General features: G+C 61.5%; 10 protein-coding genes. 3 read left to right on the forward strand and 7 right to left on the reverse strand.

Annotated elements, in window-relative coordinates:
• Positions 1-2: 2 nt before the first annotated feature.
• Genes nudC through HMPREF1531_RS12005 form a run of 3 tightly spaced genes read right to left on the reverse strand, consistent with a single transcriptional unit; the run spans position 3 to position 7,308 of the window.
• Positions 3-926: an NAD(+) diphosphatase gene (nudC, locus tag HMPREF1531_RS11995; RefSeq protein WP_016670228.1), complete on the reverse strand. Its 924-nt coding sequence runs from the start codon at positions 924-926 to the stop codon at positions 3-5.
• Complete coding sequence (locus HMPREF1531_RS12000) at positions 923-4,219, reverse strand: ATP-dependent DNA helicase (RefSeq protein WP_016670229.1); 3,297 nt, start codon at positions 4,217-4,219, stop codon at positions 923-925. The genes nudC and HMPREF1531_RS12000 overlap by 4 nt, the downstream gene beginning before the upstream one ends.
• Positions 4,216-7,308, reverse strand: coding sequence for an ATP-dependent DNA helicase (locus tag HMPREF1531_RS12005; RefSeq protein WP_016670230.1), 3,093 nt, complete (start codon positions 7,306-7,308; stop codon positions 4,216-4,218). The genes HMPREF1531_RS12000 and HMPREF1531_RS12005 overlap by 4 nt, the downstream gene beginning before the upstream one ends.
• A 214-nt stretch (positions 7,309-7,522) precedes the next feature.
• Here HMPREF1531_RS12005 and HMPREF1531_RS12010 point away from each other — a divergent pair, with 214 nt between their 5' ends.
• Complete coding sequence (locus HMPREF1531_RS12010) at positions 7,523-7,729, forward strand: cold-shock protein (protein ID WP_016670231.1); 207 nt, start codon at positions 7,523-7,525, stop codon at positions 7,727-7,729.
• 143 nt (positions 7,730-7,872) lie between these two features.
• On the forward strand, positions 7,873-8,112 hold the full coding sequence (locus HMPREF1531_RS12015; protein ID WP_016670232.1) for a DUF3107 domain-containing protein: 240 nt from the start codon (positions 7,873-7,875) through the stop codon (positions 8,110-8,112).
• On the opposite strand, the gene HMPREF1531_RS12020 is transcribed toward HMPREF1531_RS12015, so the two are convergent.
• Entirely contained in the window at positions 8,104-8,757 is a 654-nt protein-coding gene (locus HMPREF1531_RS12020) for a ferritin-like fold-containing protein (protein ID WP_016670233.1), read from the reverse strand. The two genes, HMPREF1531_RS12015 and HMPREF1531_RS12020, sit on opposite strands and share 9 nt — an antisense overlap.
• A gap of 177 nt (positions 8,758-8,934) precedes the next feature.
• Between HMPREF1531_RS12020 and HMPREF1531_RS12025 the strand changes: the two genes are divergently transcribed.
• A complete protein-coding gene (locus tag HMPREF1531_RS12025; protein ID WP_016670235.1) occupies positions 8,935-10,383 on the forward strand; it encodes a DEAD/DEAH box helicase in 1,449 nt (482 codons plus the stop codon).
• A gap of 523 nt (positions 10,384-10,906) precedes the next feature.
• Here HMPREF1531_RS12025 and trpS read toward each other — a convergent pair.
• From trpS to HMPREF1531_RS12040, 3 genes are all read right to left on the reverse strand, one after another.
• Positions 10,907-12,016 (reverse strand): tryptophan--tRNA ligase, encoded by a 1,110-nt coding sequence (trpS, locus tag HMPREF1531_RS12030; RefSeq protein WP_016670236.1) that lies wholly within the window; start codon positions 12,014-12,016, stop codon positions 10,907-10,909.
• Positions 12,017-12,089: 73 nt separating this feature from the next.
• Positions 12,090-12,932 carry a PHP domain-containing protein gene (locus tag HMPREF1531_RS12035; RefSeq protein WP_016670237.1) on the reverse strand — a complete coding sequence of 281 codons (843 nt, stop codon included), beginning with the start codon at positions 12,930-12,932 and terminating at the stop codon, positions 12,090-12,092.
• 1 nt (position 12,933) lies between these two features.
• The gene (locus tag HMPREF1531_RS12040) at positions 12,934-17,436 is read right to left on the reverse strand and encodes an NAD-glutamate dehydrogenase (protein WP_016670238.1); all 4,503 of its coding nucleotides are present in this window, start codon (positions 17,434-17,436) and stop codon (positions 12,934-12,936) included.
• Between the last annotated feature and the right edge of the window lie 17 nt (positions 17,437-17,453).

The raw sequence follows: 17,453 nt of genomic DNA on the forward strand, positions 1-17,453 counted from the left end.
ACTCAAAACCTCTCACCGGTGCGGACAACAAGTTCAGCATCGATATCGGCCCAGTAGTTCTCCTCCGGTACTGGGAGTCGGCCGATGCGCCAAGCATCGATGATCCGGGCAGCCACCGAGCCGATGCCGGGCAGGACGAGGGTGCCTTCGGCGGTTCGGGCCTCGACTTCTTCACGGGTGAACCAGCCACCCCACTGAAGTTCTGCGTGATCCACCTCATGGCCGCCGTAGCCGCGGGCAACGAAGGCAAGCATCAGCGATCTGGGGAAGGGCCACGGCTGGGACCCCAGGTAACGCACCGCGCTGAGACGCACCCCTGCCTCCTCACTGACCTCCCGGTGAAGAGCATTCTCGGCTGATTCCCCGGCCTCGACGAAACCTGCCAGCACCGAGGCACGCCACTGGGCCCAACTGGTTTGGTGAGCCAGGAAGAGCCGGTCGTCATCGTCAAGAACCCCGACGATCACGGCGGGATCGGTACGCGGGAAATGTTCCCTGTTGCACTCCCGGCAAAGTGCGGAGAATCCACCGGAGGCCAGCCGAACCGTCCCGCCACAGACCGGGCAGTGAGTCATCGACTCATGCCAGGCCAAGACCGCAAGGGCCGCCATTACCAGCTGTGTATTGGCGGCATCCGGGGGTTCGTCTCGAATCATGCGACCGGTGGGCAGCTCATCGACCCTGCGTGCAAACCAGCACGTGCCATCGACACGCCCCAAATAAGCGGTGTGCTCGTCGTATTCACCCTGGGTGGGAATCCCGAACGGAGCAATCCCGAATCGCGAGGAACGATCAACCAACAGCACCCGGGATCTTTCATCTCCCCAAGCCGCAGCGATCGATTCAGGGTCACGGTGTGCCCCATCGCGGTCAAGCAACGGGACTTGGTCCCAGGGGTGCATGTTGACGAACGGCGTGCCAGTCATGTCTCCACGCTAGTTACCCCAGAGACTTTGGCCCGCATCGTGGCCAACAAGGATGCCAGCTGCTCGACATCCAGCAAATTTCTGGGACGTTCATCGCGGTGGGATCGCACATGGTGGAAGACGGCATCCACCCTGGCGGGATCGATTCCCTTCGCTTGGGCCCAAGCCAGTCGATAGATGGACAGCTGAAGTGGATCGGAACGCGCCTCGGAGGTCTTCCAGTCAACAACCCGGTAGTCGTGCTCGGTCTCTTCCGAGGTAGCGAAGACGGCATCAATCCGGCCACGGATCTGCTGACCGGCGACCGACAGGATGAAAGGTTTCTCGATCTCCTCGGGAACCATCTCGGCATAAGGTCCGGTCTCGAAGCTCTCTTGGAGACGTCGCAACGCCATATCGGCAGGACCAGGAGGGTCTTGCTCCTCGGGTTCCTCAAAGTCGAGGTCCAGCAGAACGCTGCGACCAAAGCGTTTCTCTAGCCAAGCGTGGAACAGAGTTCCCACCGTGGCCGCATTGGAGAGCAGGCGTGGCATGGGGCGGACCAATTGGTTGCGAAGTTCTGCCGGATCCCGGTTTCCCAGCAGCACAGCCGATGCAGCGAGTGAACGAGGCACTTCGATGCCGGTGGTTTCCCAGCCCGTCAGACGATCTTCAACGAGCTGGTTGGCCAGGTGTTGCCACAGGGAGACTTGTTCGTTGATGTCGGGATCGGTGGAATCGATCTGCCCTTCAATGAGCAGTGACAAGGATCTTTGCATGCGGGTACGGCGTGTTTCGTCCATCACGACGGGCCATGCTGCGGTCGGGAGAAGGGCATCCATCGGGTTGTCCGCGGATGGTTCGGCGATCCTCTCGACAATGATTTGGCCGGTGGTCCGGGTGACCGTTCCATCCGGGGCGCACCATAAGTGGGGATCTGTGCTGTTCGCCGCCCGAAGCAGAGCATCGAAGTAGGCCGAAGCGTTGCGCCGAGTACTTCGGCCCGTAATCCAGTGGTGGTGGGTCAACACGAGTTCCTGGCGTGCTCTGGTAAGCGCCACATAGGCGAGCCGATCCTCTGCCTCGCGTGCTTTGGCGGCCAGCACCTGCGGATACTCGGTTTTCAGTTGCTTGGAACTCAGCTCACCTTCCAGTTGGGGGATCCATGCGGCGTCGCCACGTAGTTCTGCGGGGATGATCGCAGGGTCCTTGGTCCAGTTCTCCGGCGGACGCGTCGCGGGAAACACGCCGTCAGCCAGCCCGGGCAACAATACGACATCCCATTCCAGACCCTTGGCACGGTGTACGCTCATCACCTTCACCGTCTCGGAGGAGGCATCGACGGGTTGTTCCAGACCTTCCGCCCAGTCCCGCTCAGCATTGAGCCAAGCCACCAATCCGCTCAGCGAGCCGCCCCCGTCGATGTCCACGTAACCAGCTACGGCATTGATGAAGGCATCGATTTGCCGGGTCACGGAAACCGCATGGGCGCCCGGAGTGGACAGGAGCTCCAACCGCACCCCACTAACCCGCATGATCCGGGACACGAGTTCTGTCACAGGTTCATCGCGATGGCGACGCAGGACGGCCATCTCGTGGGCGAAGTCAGCGATCCGAGCTCGAGCCGCCTGGCTCAGCGGTGCCCGCCCGGGGTCGGCAACCGCTTCAAGCAAGCACGGGATATCCTCAGCGGTCGGCAGCATGTCCGCAGCCTCTGCCGGTTTTTTCCCTGCCTCTGCAGTGCCGGGCTGCCCCACCTGCTCGATCACGCCATTGTCAAGCCGATCGACCCGTTTGGCTTCGCAGTGAGCTGAACGTGCGATATCCCGGGCACGAGCACCCAACACCGCCAGGTCCCGCGGCGAGATTTTCCACCTGCGCCCGCTGAGTAATCGGACGACCTCCGGATTCGCGGTAACGTCATTCAGCAGCATCAGGGTGGAGACGACCTGGGCGATCTCCTCCACCTCCAGCAGCCCCCCGAGTCCAACGATCTCATAGGGAATCTCGCGGTCGTCGAGGGCCGCGCAGATCTTGCCCATCGGGGAATTGGTACGCGACAAGACAGCGATGCCGGACCATGCCACACCATCAGCATCGTGGGCGGTGAGTACCCGGTCAGCGATCCAGTTCACTTCCTCGTCCCAGGTATCGAAGGAGGCAAGGCGGATCGTCCCGTCGCGGTTCCCATCGGGGCTGCGCAGTTCCCGATCGCCCACCCTGCCACTCAACCCAGGATCGGTGAGCAACGGCACGGAGACCTGGTTGGCGGCATCAAGAACCAGCCCTCGACTACGTCGGTTTATGGTCAGTGATTGGACGATAGCCGGGCTTCCATCGCTGTTGGGGAAAGCTGTCGGGAACTCAAGGATGTTCGACGGTGCAGCCCCACGCCATCCATAGATGGCCTGGAAGGGGTCGCCAACCGCGGTGACCGGGTGTCCCCTGCCCTGCTGTGGGCCGGGACCGGAAAACAGGTCGGTAAGCAATTGGGCTTGGGCCGCGGAGGTGTCTTGGTATTCATCGAGCAAGACCACACGGTATCTATCGCGCATTTGGACGGAAATCTGTGGGAAAGATTCCGCCAACCGGGCGGCGTCGACCATCTGGTCGGCGAATTCAGTCAGGTGCAGGCGCTTCTTGAGGTTACGGTACTCATCCACCAGCTCGAGCAGTTCAGCGCGTTCAACGAGCGTAGCCCGTGCATCGGTGACAACCTTCGTCGGTTTGCCCCGCCACAGCGGAACCTCCTGGAGTGTCAGGTCAAAACTGCGGTCGACTTCACGCACTTGGTGCGGAGTAACCAGATGAGAGCCGAGTTGTGAGTCGAGGTTGAGCATCCGTTGGACGATGCTCGCCGGTTGCAGCCGGGACAGCACATCCAAAGGGCGCTCGGTCGTCTCCAGGACTCTCGCCCCCAACCGGAATCTAGTGGCGCCGGTGATCATCCGCTGATCGGGTTCCACACCGATGCGCAACCCGTGCTCGCTGACCATAGCTGTGGCGAAGGAGTCGTAGGTCTGCACGCAAAACTGGGCATCCGTGTCGATTCCAGCCCTGGTGAGCGCAACAAATACCCGGTTAGCGAGTTCCCCAGCCGCCTTGCGAGTAAAGGTGAGGCCGAGCACCTGTGCCGGGTGCACCTGCCCGGTTCCGACGAGCCAGGCAACCCGGGCGGCCATGACAGTGGTCTTCCCCGTGCCTGCCCCCGCAATGATCACTCCAGGGGCGAGCGGGGCGGTGATCGCTTCAAGTTGTTCGTCGCTGAACCGGATGTCCAGCAAATCGCAAAGTTCGCCGATGGTGGTGATCATCGTGACTCCGTCCACAATGGGCAGCCGATGCGGTGGACGCAGTTGCCGCAGCCAGAATTGGCCCGGGCCTCGAAGTTCTCGGTGCGCAGAATCCGGGCTGCTTCTCCTAGGTGCTCAACGACCCAGGTTTCCTCTTCCGCTAGCGGTTCTTGACGCCTAGTGAGCGGGCCATCGCCGCGAGGCAACCGCAGATGAACGATCTCGGCCCCAGCGCTGGTGCGCTGGGATGGTGCTTGTTGTTCGAAGGCCCCCTGCGCCACGGCGAATTGATAGATACCCAGCTGATCCATGGCATCGACATCAGCCTGCGTGGGGGCACTGCGTCCGGTCTTGAAGTCAACGACCCGCAGGGCCCCGTTCTCATCGGCCTCGAGCCTGTCGACCGTCCCGGTAATCCGCACCCATTCGGCGCCGACGATGGTGGTGAAGTTGAATGGAATCTCGACACCGATCACCCGGGAATGTTCTGGCATGGCGGCCCACACGTCGTAACGAGTCATGGCATCACGTAAGGCCTTCGCTTCCGCATCGCGCCGCCATGGTGGGCCATCGACCAAGTTCTCCAGCCAGTGAGGTTCCTCCTGCAGCAAGGTCTCGGCCGAGGTATGGCTGAGCGCCGAGCGTTCTACGAGCCGGTGTGCTGTGTTGCCGAAATTGATGGCCGCAGTTCCGGCCATGGCGCCGCCTGCTCTGCGGTCGCAGAACCATGCCCGGGGGCAGCGCAGCAGGCGACCCACCGCGCTGGGAGTGAGAGTAACCGGGTCGTCGTCAGCGACAATCGGTACCGGGTTGTCGGTGCTCTCCCGAACGTCCCACCAAGTGCGCGGATCGGCCCCGGGCACCAGTTGGTTTCCTTTGGCATCGGTGCAAGCGGCTAACCAAGCGAGTTGGTGACCCGCTGCGGCTCCCAGAACGGGCGATGATTCATCGACCAGTGCCCTGCGCAGCTGGGCCACCAACCCATCGAGATCCGCCGGGGTACTGATGGGGTGCACTGGCGTGGGTTCCACCGGCAGGTCCAGGACAAATCTGGATGGGCCACCGGTCTCGGCTCCTGCAGCGACGACAGGGATGATGAGTCGTCGGCGGGCTCGGGATATGGCCAGCAGAAAGGATCGGCGTTCTCTGGCCAGATGCGTCTGCATGATAGCGACCTGGTCGGTAATCAATTCGTTGCCGTCTCGGGCAGTCATCAGGTCGTCGATGCGCAGCAGCCCGGCTGGCGGAGAGGTCATCGGCCACTGCCCTTCCTGGGCTCCCAGGACAACGACCATTTCGAACTCAAGGCCCTTGGCCCGGTGAACGGTCATCACCTGCACGCCAAGACGCCGAGGGTCGTTCTCACGTGCGGTGTCCGCAGCTATCTGCTGTGATCCGAGGGCCATCACAAGCCGGTGAACCCCGGAAAGACCTTGCAGATCGGGTTGCTTCTGGGCGAGATCGAATAGAGCGATAACCGCGTCCAGATCTTGGCTGGCACGCACGGCATCTGGACCCGAGGCCATCGCCCGGCGCCGCAGATCATCCTTCCAATCGGTGGCGGACCACACCCGCCACATGAGGGTGGCCACATCCGTTTCTGCATCAATATCGGAACGCAACCGGGACAGGATCGAGGCCATAGTGTCAATTCGGCCCAGGCGTTCGCTGCCTTCCATGGCGCCTCGTGCGAGTTCCCTGGCCAACAACATTTTGCCAGGAAGATGTCCGAGTCCCTCGGTTGCTGCGCTCACCCGTAGTTCGCTGCACAACTTCCTGAGCTGCACCGCATCTAAGCCCCCTATCGGGCCCAACAGCAACGACTCGGCGATCGTTGGCTCAATCCCGTCACCCTCAGCGAGCCCTACCCCGGCTTGCAGCACAGCGATAATGTGCCGTACCGCAGGCTCATTGATGAGGGCCAGTTCATCACCACCCACTTGCACCGGAATCCCGGCTTCGCTGAGCCGCCGGGCGACGGCCGCCACATTGGCGTGCCCGGAGCGGGTGATGACCGCCATCTGCGACCAGTCGACACCTTCTTCGAGATGGGCCAGGTGCAGACTCCGTGCGGTCTGCTCGTGGACAGCCGATTCGTCGGTGCACAACGGCACCAAAACACCGGCGGTATCTCCGATGAGGGTAGACCCGCTCCGGGTTACCGGGCCTCGCACCGGCAGCCGGGTGGCGACGGCGTTCAGACAGCCAGCAATCGAGGGAGTGAATCGAAGATCGTCGGTCAGGCGGAAGATTTCGACGGATTCACCGGGGGTCTCGAAGCGAGTGGCGAATGAGGTTACCGCGGCTGGATCGGTACCGCGGAAGTCGAAAACTGCAGTGTCAGGATCGGCAGCAGCCAAGACCCGTAGCCCAGATCGATGGGCATCTGCAATCACATTGATCATCGAGGGGTCCATCTCGGCGAGTTCGTCGACCACCACAAGGTCGTACCGCTGACCCAACCGACCCCTCTGAGCGGGGTCGGTGAGCTCCAAGCGCGTACGGTGCACCAGTTCTGCGTAGTCGATGGCCTGTTCTGCGTCGAGAACATCCAGATAATCAGCCAGGAAACCTGCGGCCGACACCCATTCATCCACCCCATTGGTACGGCCAAGGTCGGCCAGTTCCTCGGGATCCATGCCTAACTGGCGTACCCGGGCCAAGAAGACCCGCAGCTGAGCGACGAAACCATCGGTTCCCAGTGCGCCCCGCAAGCATGACGGCCACAGTTCATCGACAGTGGCCGACAGCAGTTCGCGCAGCTGAGCATCCTGCTCAGGGGCGGTAAGCAGCCGGGGCATATTTTCTGGATTGACAAGGTCGGATAGCAGATGCTGACACCAGCCATGGACGGTGGTGATCGTCGTCGCCAAATGAGAGGTGCCGAGTTCGGCAATGATGGCCCGGCGCATGTCCTGGGCAGCGACACGGGATGCGGTCAGCACGACGATACGTTCCAGTGGGGTACCCGCCCGCACCGCACCCACCACCGCACGACGCAGACAGATCGTTTTACCAGTGCCCGGCCCACCGACCACCAGCGTCAGCGGCGACCCACCGACGACGGCATCCACCACCGCATCAAGCAGGGAGGACCTTGCGCTGGTCATCGGCCGGTTCATGCCATCATCAAAGCACCAGCCACTGACAAAACTCGATCTCGATGCCGTTGCTCGCCCATCGCTGTGCCAAAGTAAGAGGGTGCCATGCAAGGCCGGGCAGCGGCTCTTCCTGCCGTCGCGCCGCGTTCTTGCTCCAACCCTAAGGGCTGGAATGGCTGGGGTGGCGACTGCTTCCCCAACACATTTGCAATAGGAGAAGTTGATGGCGCAAGGCACCGTCAAATGGTTCAACGCGGAGAAGGGCTTCGGCTTCATTGCCGTGACCGGCTCGAATGAAGACATCTTCGTCCACTACAGCGCGATCGATTCCACTGGTTTTCGTTCCCTCGACGAGGGGCAGCAGGTGGAGTTCACCATCACCCAGGGTCCCAAAGGCCAGCAGGCTGATGGGGTTCGTGTGATCGGCTGACCGGACACAATCAAGCAGGAGGGCTGCGACCGTCTGGCCGCGGCCCTTTTGCCGTTAGAGACACAGGAACCAGGTGCCCGGCAGATCGGCACCACCCGTGTACCAGCCGGTCCACTCTTCCCGCGTCGGGTAGCTTAGGTCGGGTGGAAATCAAGATTGGCGTCCGCCACATCGGACGAGAACTGAATGTTGAGACCGAGGAATCGGCCGAGGAGATCGAAGGCTCCCTGCGCGATGCCTTATGCACCGAGGGAGGCATAGTGGTGATCAACGCCACGAAAGGACGCCGCATCCTGTTGCCCGCAGCACAGATCGCCTACTTGGAACTTGCCACCAAGCATCCCCGAACCGTTGGTTTCGGGTTCAGCGGCGGATCAGACTGACAGTCCCAAGGCACCGACCCGAGTGGCCACTGCGGCCAGCAAACCATCCACAACGACAGTGCTCACCTGAAGCTCCGGGTCCAGCCCGCCGGTCAACGCCAAGCGCATTCCCTCGCGTCGTACGACGATCCCCTGCACCAGCACGGCGGCCTCACCGATAACCCGGCGCGCGTAGAGCGAAAGGCTGTCACGTCGATCGGGGTTGGTCTTCAGTTCTTGGACGACTGCGCGCGACGACAGATCGACAATCCGCCATGCCGAGGTGGTGTCGGACGCTGCCTCCACTGTGGATGCGTCGAGACGAGGAGCCATCCGTTCCACGAGTTCCAGTTCCAAGGCTGCAGCCACAAGAATGCGCAGCCGTTGCTCGACGCGATCCTTGGGTCGGGTCATCGCCCAGAACTCGTCGATCGGGATGCGCAGGGTTTCCATCTCTGCCACCGCGCAAGCCTGCCCTCCGGCGAAACCGTCACACAGCTGGGAAACCCTCAGCAACAGACCAGCCACCAACCTAGAGACATCGACCCGCTCCCCCAACCCGATTGCCTCAAAGGTCGGGGCGAAACCGATCTCCGCCATCGTTAGGTCGAGATGAGCCATCATGGCCAAGGCGGTGTCGTCGGCAGGGCGTCGTTCCTCACTCACCTGATCAGATTATCCGCCCTGGATGCGCCTCGCCGGGTACCACGCCAACTGGGTCAACTCAGCAGCTGCGGCTAGGATGTCCGGGACACAACACATGTGGTGTGCCCTGTGCAGCGGTGGGAAAACCGCATACGCGGCGCGAATCGCGCTGGCCCACATGACGATCCGAGAGCAGACATGACACGATCCGACAACACCGCGAGCATCCAGGACTTCACCGGACTCGGCGTGATCGCCCCGATCACCCAGGCACTGGAGGCCGCCGGAATCACCCATCCGTTTCCTATCCAGGAGTTGGCCATCCCGATCGCGGTGAGCGGGGCCGACATGATCGGCCAAGCGCGCACGGGCACTGGCAAGACCTTGGCCTTCGGCGTTGCCGTGCTGCAACGCCTAGTGTTGCCTACCTCCAAGAATTTCAGCAGTTTCGACGGTTATGGCAAACCGCAAGCGTTGATCATGGCCCCCACCCGGGAACTGGCTCTCCAGGTCGGCTCGGATCTCGAGATCGCCTCCACCATGCTGAGCGCCCGGATCGTGACGATCTACGGCGGGGTCTCCTACGATGACCAGTTGGCCTCCCTAGACAAGGGTGTGGATGTCGTCGTCGGTACTCCCGGGCGGCTCCTCGACCTGGTGCAGCGCCGTTGCCTTGACTTGTCCCGCGTCGCGACCGTCGTACTGGACGAGGCCGACGAGATGCTCAACCTGGGTTTCCTGCCTGATGTGGAGAAGTTGATCTCCAAGACTCCCACCTCGCGACAGACCCTATTCTTCTCGGCAACAATGCCCGCCCAGATTGTCGCCTTGGCTCGCGGGCATCTGAATCAGCCGGTACACATCCGTGCCGAGGGACAGGATGCCCAAGCCACCGTCCCAGACACCACTCAGTTCGTCTACCAGGCACATGACTTGGACAAGCCCGAGATCATCGGCAAGATGCTCCAAGCCGAGGGTGTTGGCAAGATGATGATCTTCGCCCGCACCAAGCGGGCTGCCCAAAGGCTGGCCGATGAGCTCACCGACCGTGGTTTCGACGCCGGGTCGATCCATGGTGATCTCAACCAGCAGCAGCGTGAGCGTACCCTCAAGAAGTTCCGTGACGGACGAACCAGGGTACTGGTAGCCACCGACGTAGCCGCCCGTGGCCTTGACGTCGACGACGTCACCCATGTGGTGAATTTCGAGGTACCTGATGATCCGCAGCAGTACGTACACCGCATCGGGCGCACTGGCCGGGCCGGCAACAAGGGTGTGGCGGTGACCTTGGTCGACTGGGCCGACGTCACCCGCTGGAAGGTGATTAACAAGGCTCTGGACCTGCCATTCCACGAGCCGGCAGAATCCTATTCAACCACTCCCCAGCTTCTCGAAGATCTGCGGATTCCCGAGGGCACCAAGGGACGCATCGTTGATGCGAAGCTCAGGGAGGGCCGGAGAGAACACCGCTCCGGATCTCGTCACCGACGCGACCACGGGCATGGCGGTTCCCGCCCCGAAAATGCAAACGAGTTCAAGAACGAGAAGAAACATTCAGATCGTCCCAAGCGCAAACGAATCCGACGCCGCAACGGCAAGGTTGTCAGAGGTGGCGGGGACCCGTCACAGGTTTCGGAGAGCGAATGAGACTCGGTACAGCTAGAAGGTTGCCCGGCCGCTTTATCCTCGGTGATACTATGGAATTATACTAGGCTTTCTAGACCATGGTTCAGTCCTAGTCTTTTCGCAGTTCCTCCGAGAATTACCCGGTCTGCCTACCTCAAACATGCCAGATATGCCGAGGTCTCGGCGGCACTGTTGCTTCTTTTCATGCACTAACCGGCGATTCTGGTTTCGATCAATATCCTAGCCAGACGGCTTTTCCGCGAGCGTGCGTCGGGTTCGGTAAAAGGGAACAACCATAACAACCGCCATGAATTGGATCGAGGCATCCAAGGTGACCGATGTCACCAGAAAATTAACGCGACAGAATGTCAGCAGGATCAACGCAGTCCTGGCCATCCGGCCCATAGAGGAACAGAACACTCGTGCAGTCAATGCACCGTGAGATGGATCATGACCGCCCGGGAATCTGGGAGCACCTCAAATTGTGGGCGCAGGTAATCCGCTCACTTCCATTTTCATCCACCATTCTTCATGCACTCAATGATCAATGATGATCATGGCCCCAATACTCCATCTGCATGGCAGCGCGAACCTCAAGCAAGGTCTGATCAGCGACCTCATTGGCCTTCTCGCAACCGTCACGCAGGACCTGCCACAAGTGATCGGGAGAAGCCAGCAGATCAGCACGACGCGCCCGGATGGGCGCGAAGTACTCATTGAGGGATTCTGTGACCATCTTCTTGAGAGTCCCGGACCCACCATCGCCGATCTCCTCCGCAATATCCTGCGGGTTTCGTCCAGTGACCAAAGAAACGAGCATCACCAGATTGGACACCTCCGGCCGACTGACGGGGTCATAAGTGATATGTCGCTCGGAATCGGTTTTCGCCTTCTTGACCAGCTTGGCGGTCTCATCGGCACTCATGCCAATCTCGATGACATTCTGCCGTGATTTCGACATCTTCGTGCCGTCCAATCCAAGGATATGCGGAGCAGCCGATAGCAGGGCATCAGCCTGCGGAAAGACCGGCGTGGTCGCATCAGCCCGCCCGTAACGCTCGTCGAAACGACGCGCGATGAGCCTGGCGACCTCGATATGGGGCAGTTGGTCCTTGCCAACGGGCACCAAATTCGCCTTGCAGAACAAGATGTCAGCCGCCTGGTGCACCGGGAAGGTGAGCATCAACCCAGACATCGGCCGACCGGAATTGGCGAGTTCGTCCTTGACCGTCGGATTGCGACGCAACTCGGAATCGGTGACCAGCGACAAGAAGGGAAGTAGCAGCTGATTGAGGGCCGGGATCTGGGAATGAGCGAAGATCGTCGACTGGGCTGGATCAATACCACTGGCCAAATAATCGGCCACCTCGGACAGCACATTATCCCTGATCTCTCCTACCCCGTCGCGGTCATAGATGACCTGATAGTCCGCGATGAGCACCCATGTGTCCAGGCCCAGATTCTGTAGCCGAACCCGGTTGGCCAGCGACCCGAAGTAGTGACCGATGTGCAGCTTGCCGGTAGGCCGGTCACCGGTGAGCATCCGGTAACGTCCCGGATTGACGATGAGGTCCTTTTCGATGGCATCGCTGCGGGCCTGGCTGGCGCGTAGGGTTCCCTCGGCATTGGCGCTAAGTACCTCGGGGTCGGACATCTGTTCTCCTTGGCTCCCGGTCGCCGGGCGACGACCGCGGCCAAGTTTAGCCGTAGCTGCCGGGCAGCCGGACTCAGACGGCACCGCCACGTGCTGAGATGATCCTGAGCAATTCCCCGGTGACCCCATCCGGGGTGGTGACCGATCCCAATTCATGCCCGATCTTGCCCGTCCCGTGGCAGTCGCTGGAACCGGTCGCAATGACCCCCAGCAACTCGGCCAGAGCGTACAGCTGAGCACGAGTGGCAGCATCGTGCATCGGATGGCCGGCCTCAATGCCATCAAGACCATGCTCGGTGACCAGGTCGGCCAGCACCTCGTCGGTGAGCACCTTGGCGGCCCCACGGATACGGGGGTGAGCAATCACCACGGCTGCCCCAGCCTGGTGCAGCAGATCGATCCCCTGTACGAGGTCCACCGTCGGTTTGGGCACATAGGCAGGACGGCCAGCGGCCAGCCAGCGAGCGAAGGCTTCGTCGCGGTGAGCAACAATCCCCTTGGCAACCAGGGCATCAGCGACGTGCGGGCGGCCCACCGAGCCGCCACTGACCTGGGCCATGACCTCCTCCAAGGTGAGGGGTACCCCTAATTCGTCCATCTGCTGAATCATCCGGGGGATCCGGTCCAGCCGCCCACGACGCAAACCAGCGAGCACCTTGTCCAGTTCCGGGGTCGGATTTATACCGTAGCCCAACACGTGGATATCAACCCCGGCATATTTCGCGGACAGCTCAATGCCCGCGATCACCCGTACTCCCAGCCGCTCACCCGCATTCCGGGCCTCGGTGATACCGTCGAGGATGTCGTGGTCACACAGAGCGAAACCGGTCAGCCCCAGCTCGGCAGCCTGTTCGGCAAGTTCGGTGGGGGTGTCAGTTCCATCGGAAACCACCGAATGGGTGTGCAGGTCGTACATCTCATCCCTCCAGTTCGAGCCAAACCGCTGCCACCTCCATCCGGTCGGCGCCGAGACGGTCGGCGATGTGCACAATAGGCAACACCAGTTGGGTGTAGGAGGCAGAAGCGAGCTTCACCGCGACCTGCTCATCGACACCGGCCGCTACCAAGTGCTGCAATTGCTCCCGGTGTTCGGTCCCCTGCTGGGCGGGAAGCACCTCCGGCAATTCCCCGATGGCCGCCATGAGACCGGGCTTGAGGTGATCGACAATAGCTGTCACGTCGATCCTGGGCTGAGTGCGCAACAGCCACCGGGCAATCTGGTGCACCATTGAGCGTACCTGCACCCGCAGGCGTACCTGCTCGGCCTTGGGTAAATCGGAACGCGACAACCGGATCTCCAACAAACCGGCGTCAAGCAGATTACGAGCGGCTAACTGGGCGCGGAATACCTCAGGCAATCCACGTCCGGTCTCATCCATCAGCTGGTTGGCTACCCCGATCCCTTGAGAGTCCACAAAACGATTCGCGGCGACGGTTGAGATGATTTCCCGGGCCAGCGGATGCGCGGCCAACTCATCGGCGAAGCGTTGTTGGAGCACTGCAGGGAAGTAGCTCACCAGCCGATGGACCAAGTAGGGATCATCAGGAAGGCCGGTAGCCAACAGTTCCTCGGCCAGGTGGTTCTTCTCCAAGGCCATGAGCATGCCGAGCTCCGGGCACACGAGCCCTTCCCCGTTCGCCTCCATCGCCTGCAACTCTTGATCGCTGGGGATGTCGTCCTCACCACGGTGCAGCACCCCATCGGCTTCCAGACGGGTGATCAACTCCCGGTGGACGGCTATCTGGGCGGGAGCGTCATGGCAGGCATCCGCCAGGCCCTGGTTCTGAGTCCGGCTGATGTCCAGGACGAGTTCAGCCACCTCCTCACTCACCGAAGCGAGCAGTTCGTTGCGGGCATCTACATCAAGTTGCCCGCGGCGCACGATGCGATCGAGCAGAATCTTGATGTTCACCTCCCGGTCTGAGGTGGCGACCCCCGCCAGATTGTCGAGGAAATCGGAATTGATGAGTCCACCTGCGCGGGCGTATTCGATCCTGGCGGCCTGGGTCCATCCCAAGTTGCCGCCCTCTCCCACAACTCGGGCCCGGATCTGGTTCGCGTCAACGCGCACGGCATCGTTTGCCCGATCCCCGGCAGCAGAATGGTTCTGCCAAGATGCCTTCACCCAAGTTCCGATGCCGCCGTTCCACAATAGGTCCACCGGGGCAGTGAGAATGGCACGGATCAGATCATTGGGGGGCATAGTGCAGGCCCCATTCCCGATGCCAAGCACCTCGGCGACTTCGGATGAAACCGGTATCGACTTGGCCCGCCTGTCATAGACTCCCCCACCAGCCGAGATCAGGGTTGGGTCATAGTCGCTCCAATTCGAGCCGGGGGTCTCGAAGAGGCGGCGGCGCTCGGCGAGACTGCGTACCGGATCGGGATACGGATCGAGGAAGATGTGCTTGTGGTTGAATGCCGCCACGAGCAGGGTATGGCCGCTGAGTAGCATCCCGTTTCCGAACACGTCACCAGACATGTCACCGATACCCACACAGGTGAAGTCCTGGACACGCGGATCGATCCCAAGCCTTGCCAAATGGTGTTCCACCGATACCCAAGCACCCCGGGCGGTGATTCCCATCGCTTTGTGGTCGAATCCCCGGGAACCTCCGGATGCGAAGGCATCCCCCAGCCAGAATCCTCGCTCGCAGGAGATCTCATTGGCGATGTCAGAGAACCGGGCGGTTCCCTTGTCGGCTGCGACCACCAGGTATGGGTCCGGCTCGTCCCAGGCCACCACGTCCTCGGGGCCGACAACCTGCCCATTGGTCCAGTTATCGGTAAGCGATAGCAAGGCGGTGACGAAGCGTCGGTAGGCCCGTTTACCGGCCTCGGTTCTTTCCACCGGGTCCAACCCGTCGAGGTTCTTGGCCAGGAAGCCTCCTTTCGCTCCCATCGGAACGATAACCGAATTCTTGACCGTCTGGGCCTTGACCAGGCCCATCACCTCGGTACGATAGTCCTCCGCGCGATCCGACCAGCGCAACCCGCCTCGGGCCACCTTCCCGAAACGCAGGTGGACTCCTTCGACGTCGGGGGCGAAGACGAAGATCTCGGACAACGGCTGAGTACCGTTGAGGAAATCGAGTTCGCGCGGGCAGATCTTGAAGGCAAGAGCCCCACGGTTTGCCTGCTGTGCCCGTTCGTCGAGTTCGGAGGTGAAGTGGTTAGTGCGTACCATCGCCTTCATCACCGCTAGGTACTGACGCAGGATGCGATCCTCGTCGAGGGTGGAGACCTCATCGATCCAAGCGAGGATACGCTGGGCGATCTCTTCACATTTAGCCCGGCGATCCCCCGGCTCATCAGCCAGCGGATCAAATTTCGCCTCGAAATACCTGATGAGGTCGACGGCAATGTGCCGGTGCCGGGTGAGAGTGGCTGCGAAATAGGAGATGGAAAAGGTAGTGCCGAGTTGGCGCAGGTATCTGGCGATGGCGCGCAGCACAGCAACCTGCCGCCAACTGAGAATAGTCTCGGTGACCAACCGGTTGAAGCCGTCAGCCATTGTCTGCCTGGTATATGAGGCGGCCACCGCGTCTGTGAACCGGTCGCGGGCGGCCTGTGACCAGCCTTCTAGGCGTTCCACTCCACCAGGCAGCCGCAGGCCGAAATCGTAGACATGAGCCTTGACCCCGCGCAGGTCGAGATCGTGGGGACGTTCGTCGATGACGTCGACCCCGAGACTGGCCAAGTGCGGCATAACCTGAGACAACACCATCTCGGAGCCGACCCGCATCATCTTCAGCCGGAAGTCCACGCCATTTTCTGGTGGGGTAGGGATGTACATGATCTGCGCCATGTCGCCGACGCCCCGGATCTGGTTGAGTGCCACCAGGTCATCAACGGCCTGCAACGGAGTGTAGGCCTCCTTGTAGGGTTCGGAGAACTCAACCCCGCGTTGGGAGGAATCGAGCCGGTCAGCGAGTTCGAGGAAGCGGTCATTCCATCCCCGTGACACCTCGCTGATCGCCTGGCGCAATTTACCGACGTCGACGTGCGGTAGCAGGTGGCCATCAGGCATCTTGGCGACCACGTGCAGCCTGGCCATCGGTGACTCTGCGATCTGTACATTCCATTGAGTGGATTCGGCGCCGGTGACCTCTGAGACCAGCGCCTCCACGCGTTGACGCACGGTGGTGTTATAGCGCTCGCGGGGCATGTAGACCAGCGCCGACAGGAACCGCCCCCACGTACCCTCCCTGATGAAGGAGACTGTCTGGCGGGTCTCCCCCAGATTGGCCACCCGGGAGATAATCGGTGTCAGGTCCTCGACGCGTGAGGAGAACAATTCATCACGTGGGTAGCCCTCGAGCGCCGCATCGACCGCGCGGCCACCGTAGGAGTCGGGAGCATACCCGATCGCGGCAGCAACTTGGACAGCCTTGTCGTGCAGCAAAGGAATGCGGTGCACCGATTCGGTGAAGACTTGAGCGGTGAACAATCCCAAGAAACGTCTTTCGACGTGGCGCCCGCCGATCTGCAGATGGACACCGATGTAATCCAGCCAGCGACTGCGCCGCACCAAGGAACGCTGGGAATCCTTGGTAACCACAAGCAGCACATCATCACGCGGATTCGCGTTGAAGCCACGCTGCGCTCGCTCGTCGGAGCGCAGGATGCCCAGACCACCGGCCAGCGGGGTGAATACTCCCTCGTCGGCCCCACCACTGATCTCGAAGTCCCGGCAGCCGAGCATGACAAAGCGGTCATCGGCCAGCCACCGCAGCATCGCGGCAGCAGTCGAAGCATCGGGCCGGTCAAGCACCGCGATCTCGTTCACGGTAGCCAGCAGCCGCTGCTCAATGGCCTCGTTGTCGCCCACCGCGGCATCGAGTTCTGCCATGGACCTCTTGAGGGAGGTCAACAGATCTGGTGATGCCTCCGCGGCTGAGGCACCCAGGGGTGGGTAGAGCTCGACCCATACCCAGGATTCCGGATTTGTCTGCTTGTCCTCCCAGTGATGGGCCATGTCCAGCAGATTGCCCTGCGCATCGCGAATGACCCGGAACTGGGGATGAATCAGGTCACGCACCGACCAACCGAGTTGGTCAAGCACCAGAGAAATCGTGTCGACCAGCCATGGTTTATCGTCGGTCACGATGGCCAACACGCTGTGCCCATCGGCCTCCCAGCCATCGGTGGCCAGTTCCGGGGTGACCAACTCCATGTGTGAGACACCAAGCCGCCGGTTCATCGCCAGGGATGCATGGCGCTGCAGAGAAGCCGCCACCTGCGCAGGTGGGCGCGATAGCAGCAGAGCCCGGGGGTCGTGCAGGAAATAGTGCTGCAGGAACTCGACCAGCCTGTCCGGCGGTGCCAACTCTGCCAGATCAGCCGCCGCGATGGCAGCGACCTCGGCGAACAAAGACTCCTGATCGATGCGTCCGCAGCGACGCGCGACCTGCTCCATCTCGTCATTCTCTTCTC

Origin of the sequence: Propionibacterium sp. oral taxon 192 str. F0372, from assembly GCF_000413315.1 — a bacterium.
Classification (GTDB): Bacteria; Actinomycetota; Actinomycetes; order Propionibacteriales; family Propionibacteriaceae; genus Brooklawnia.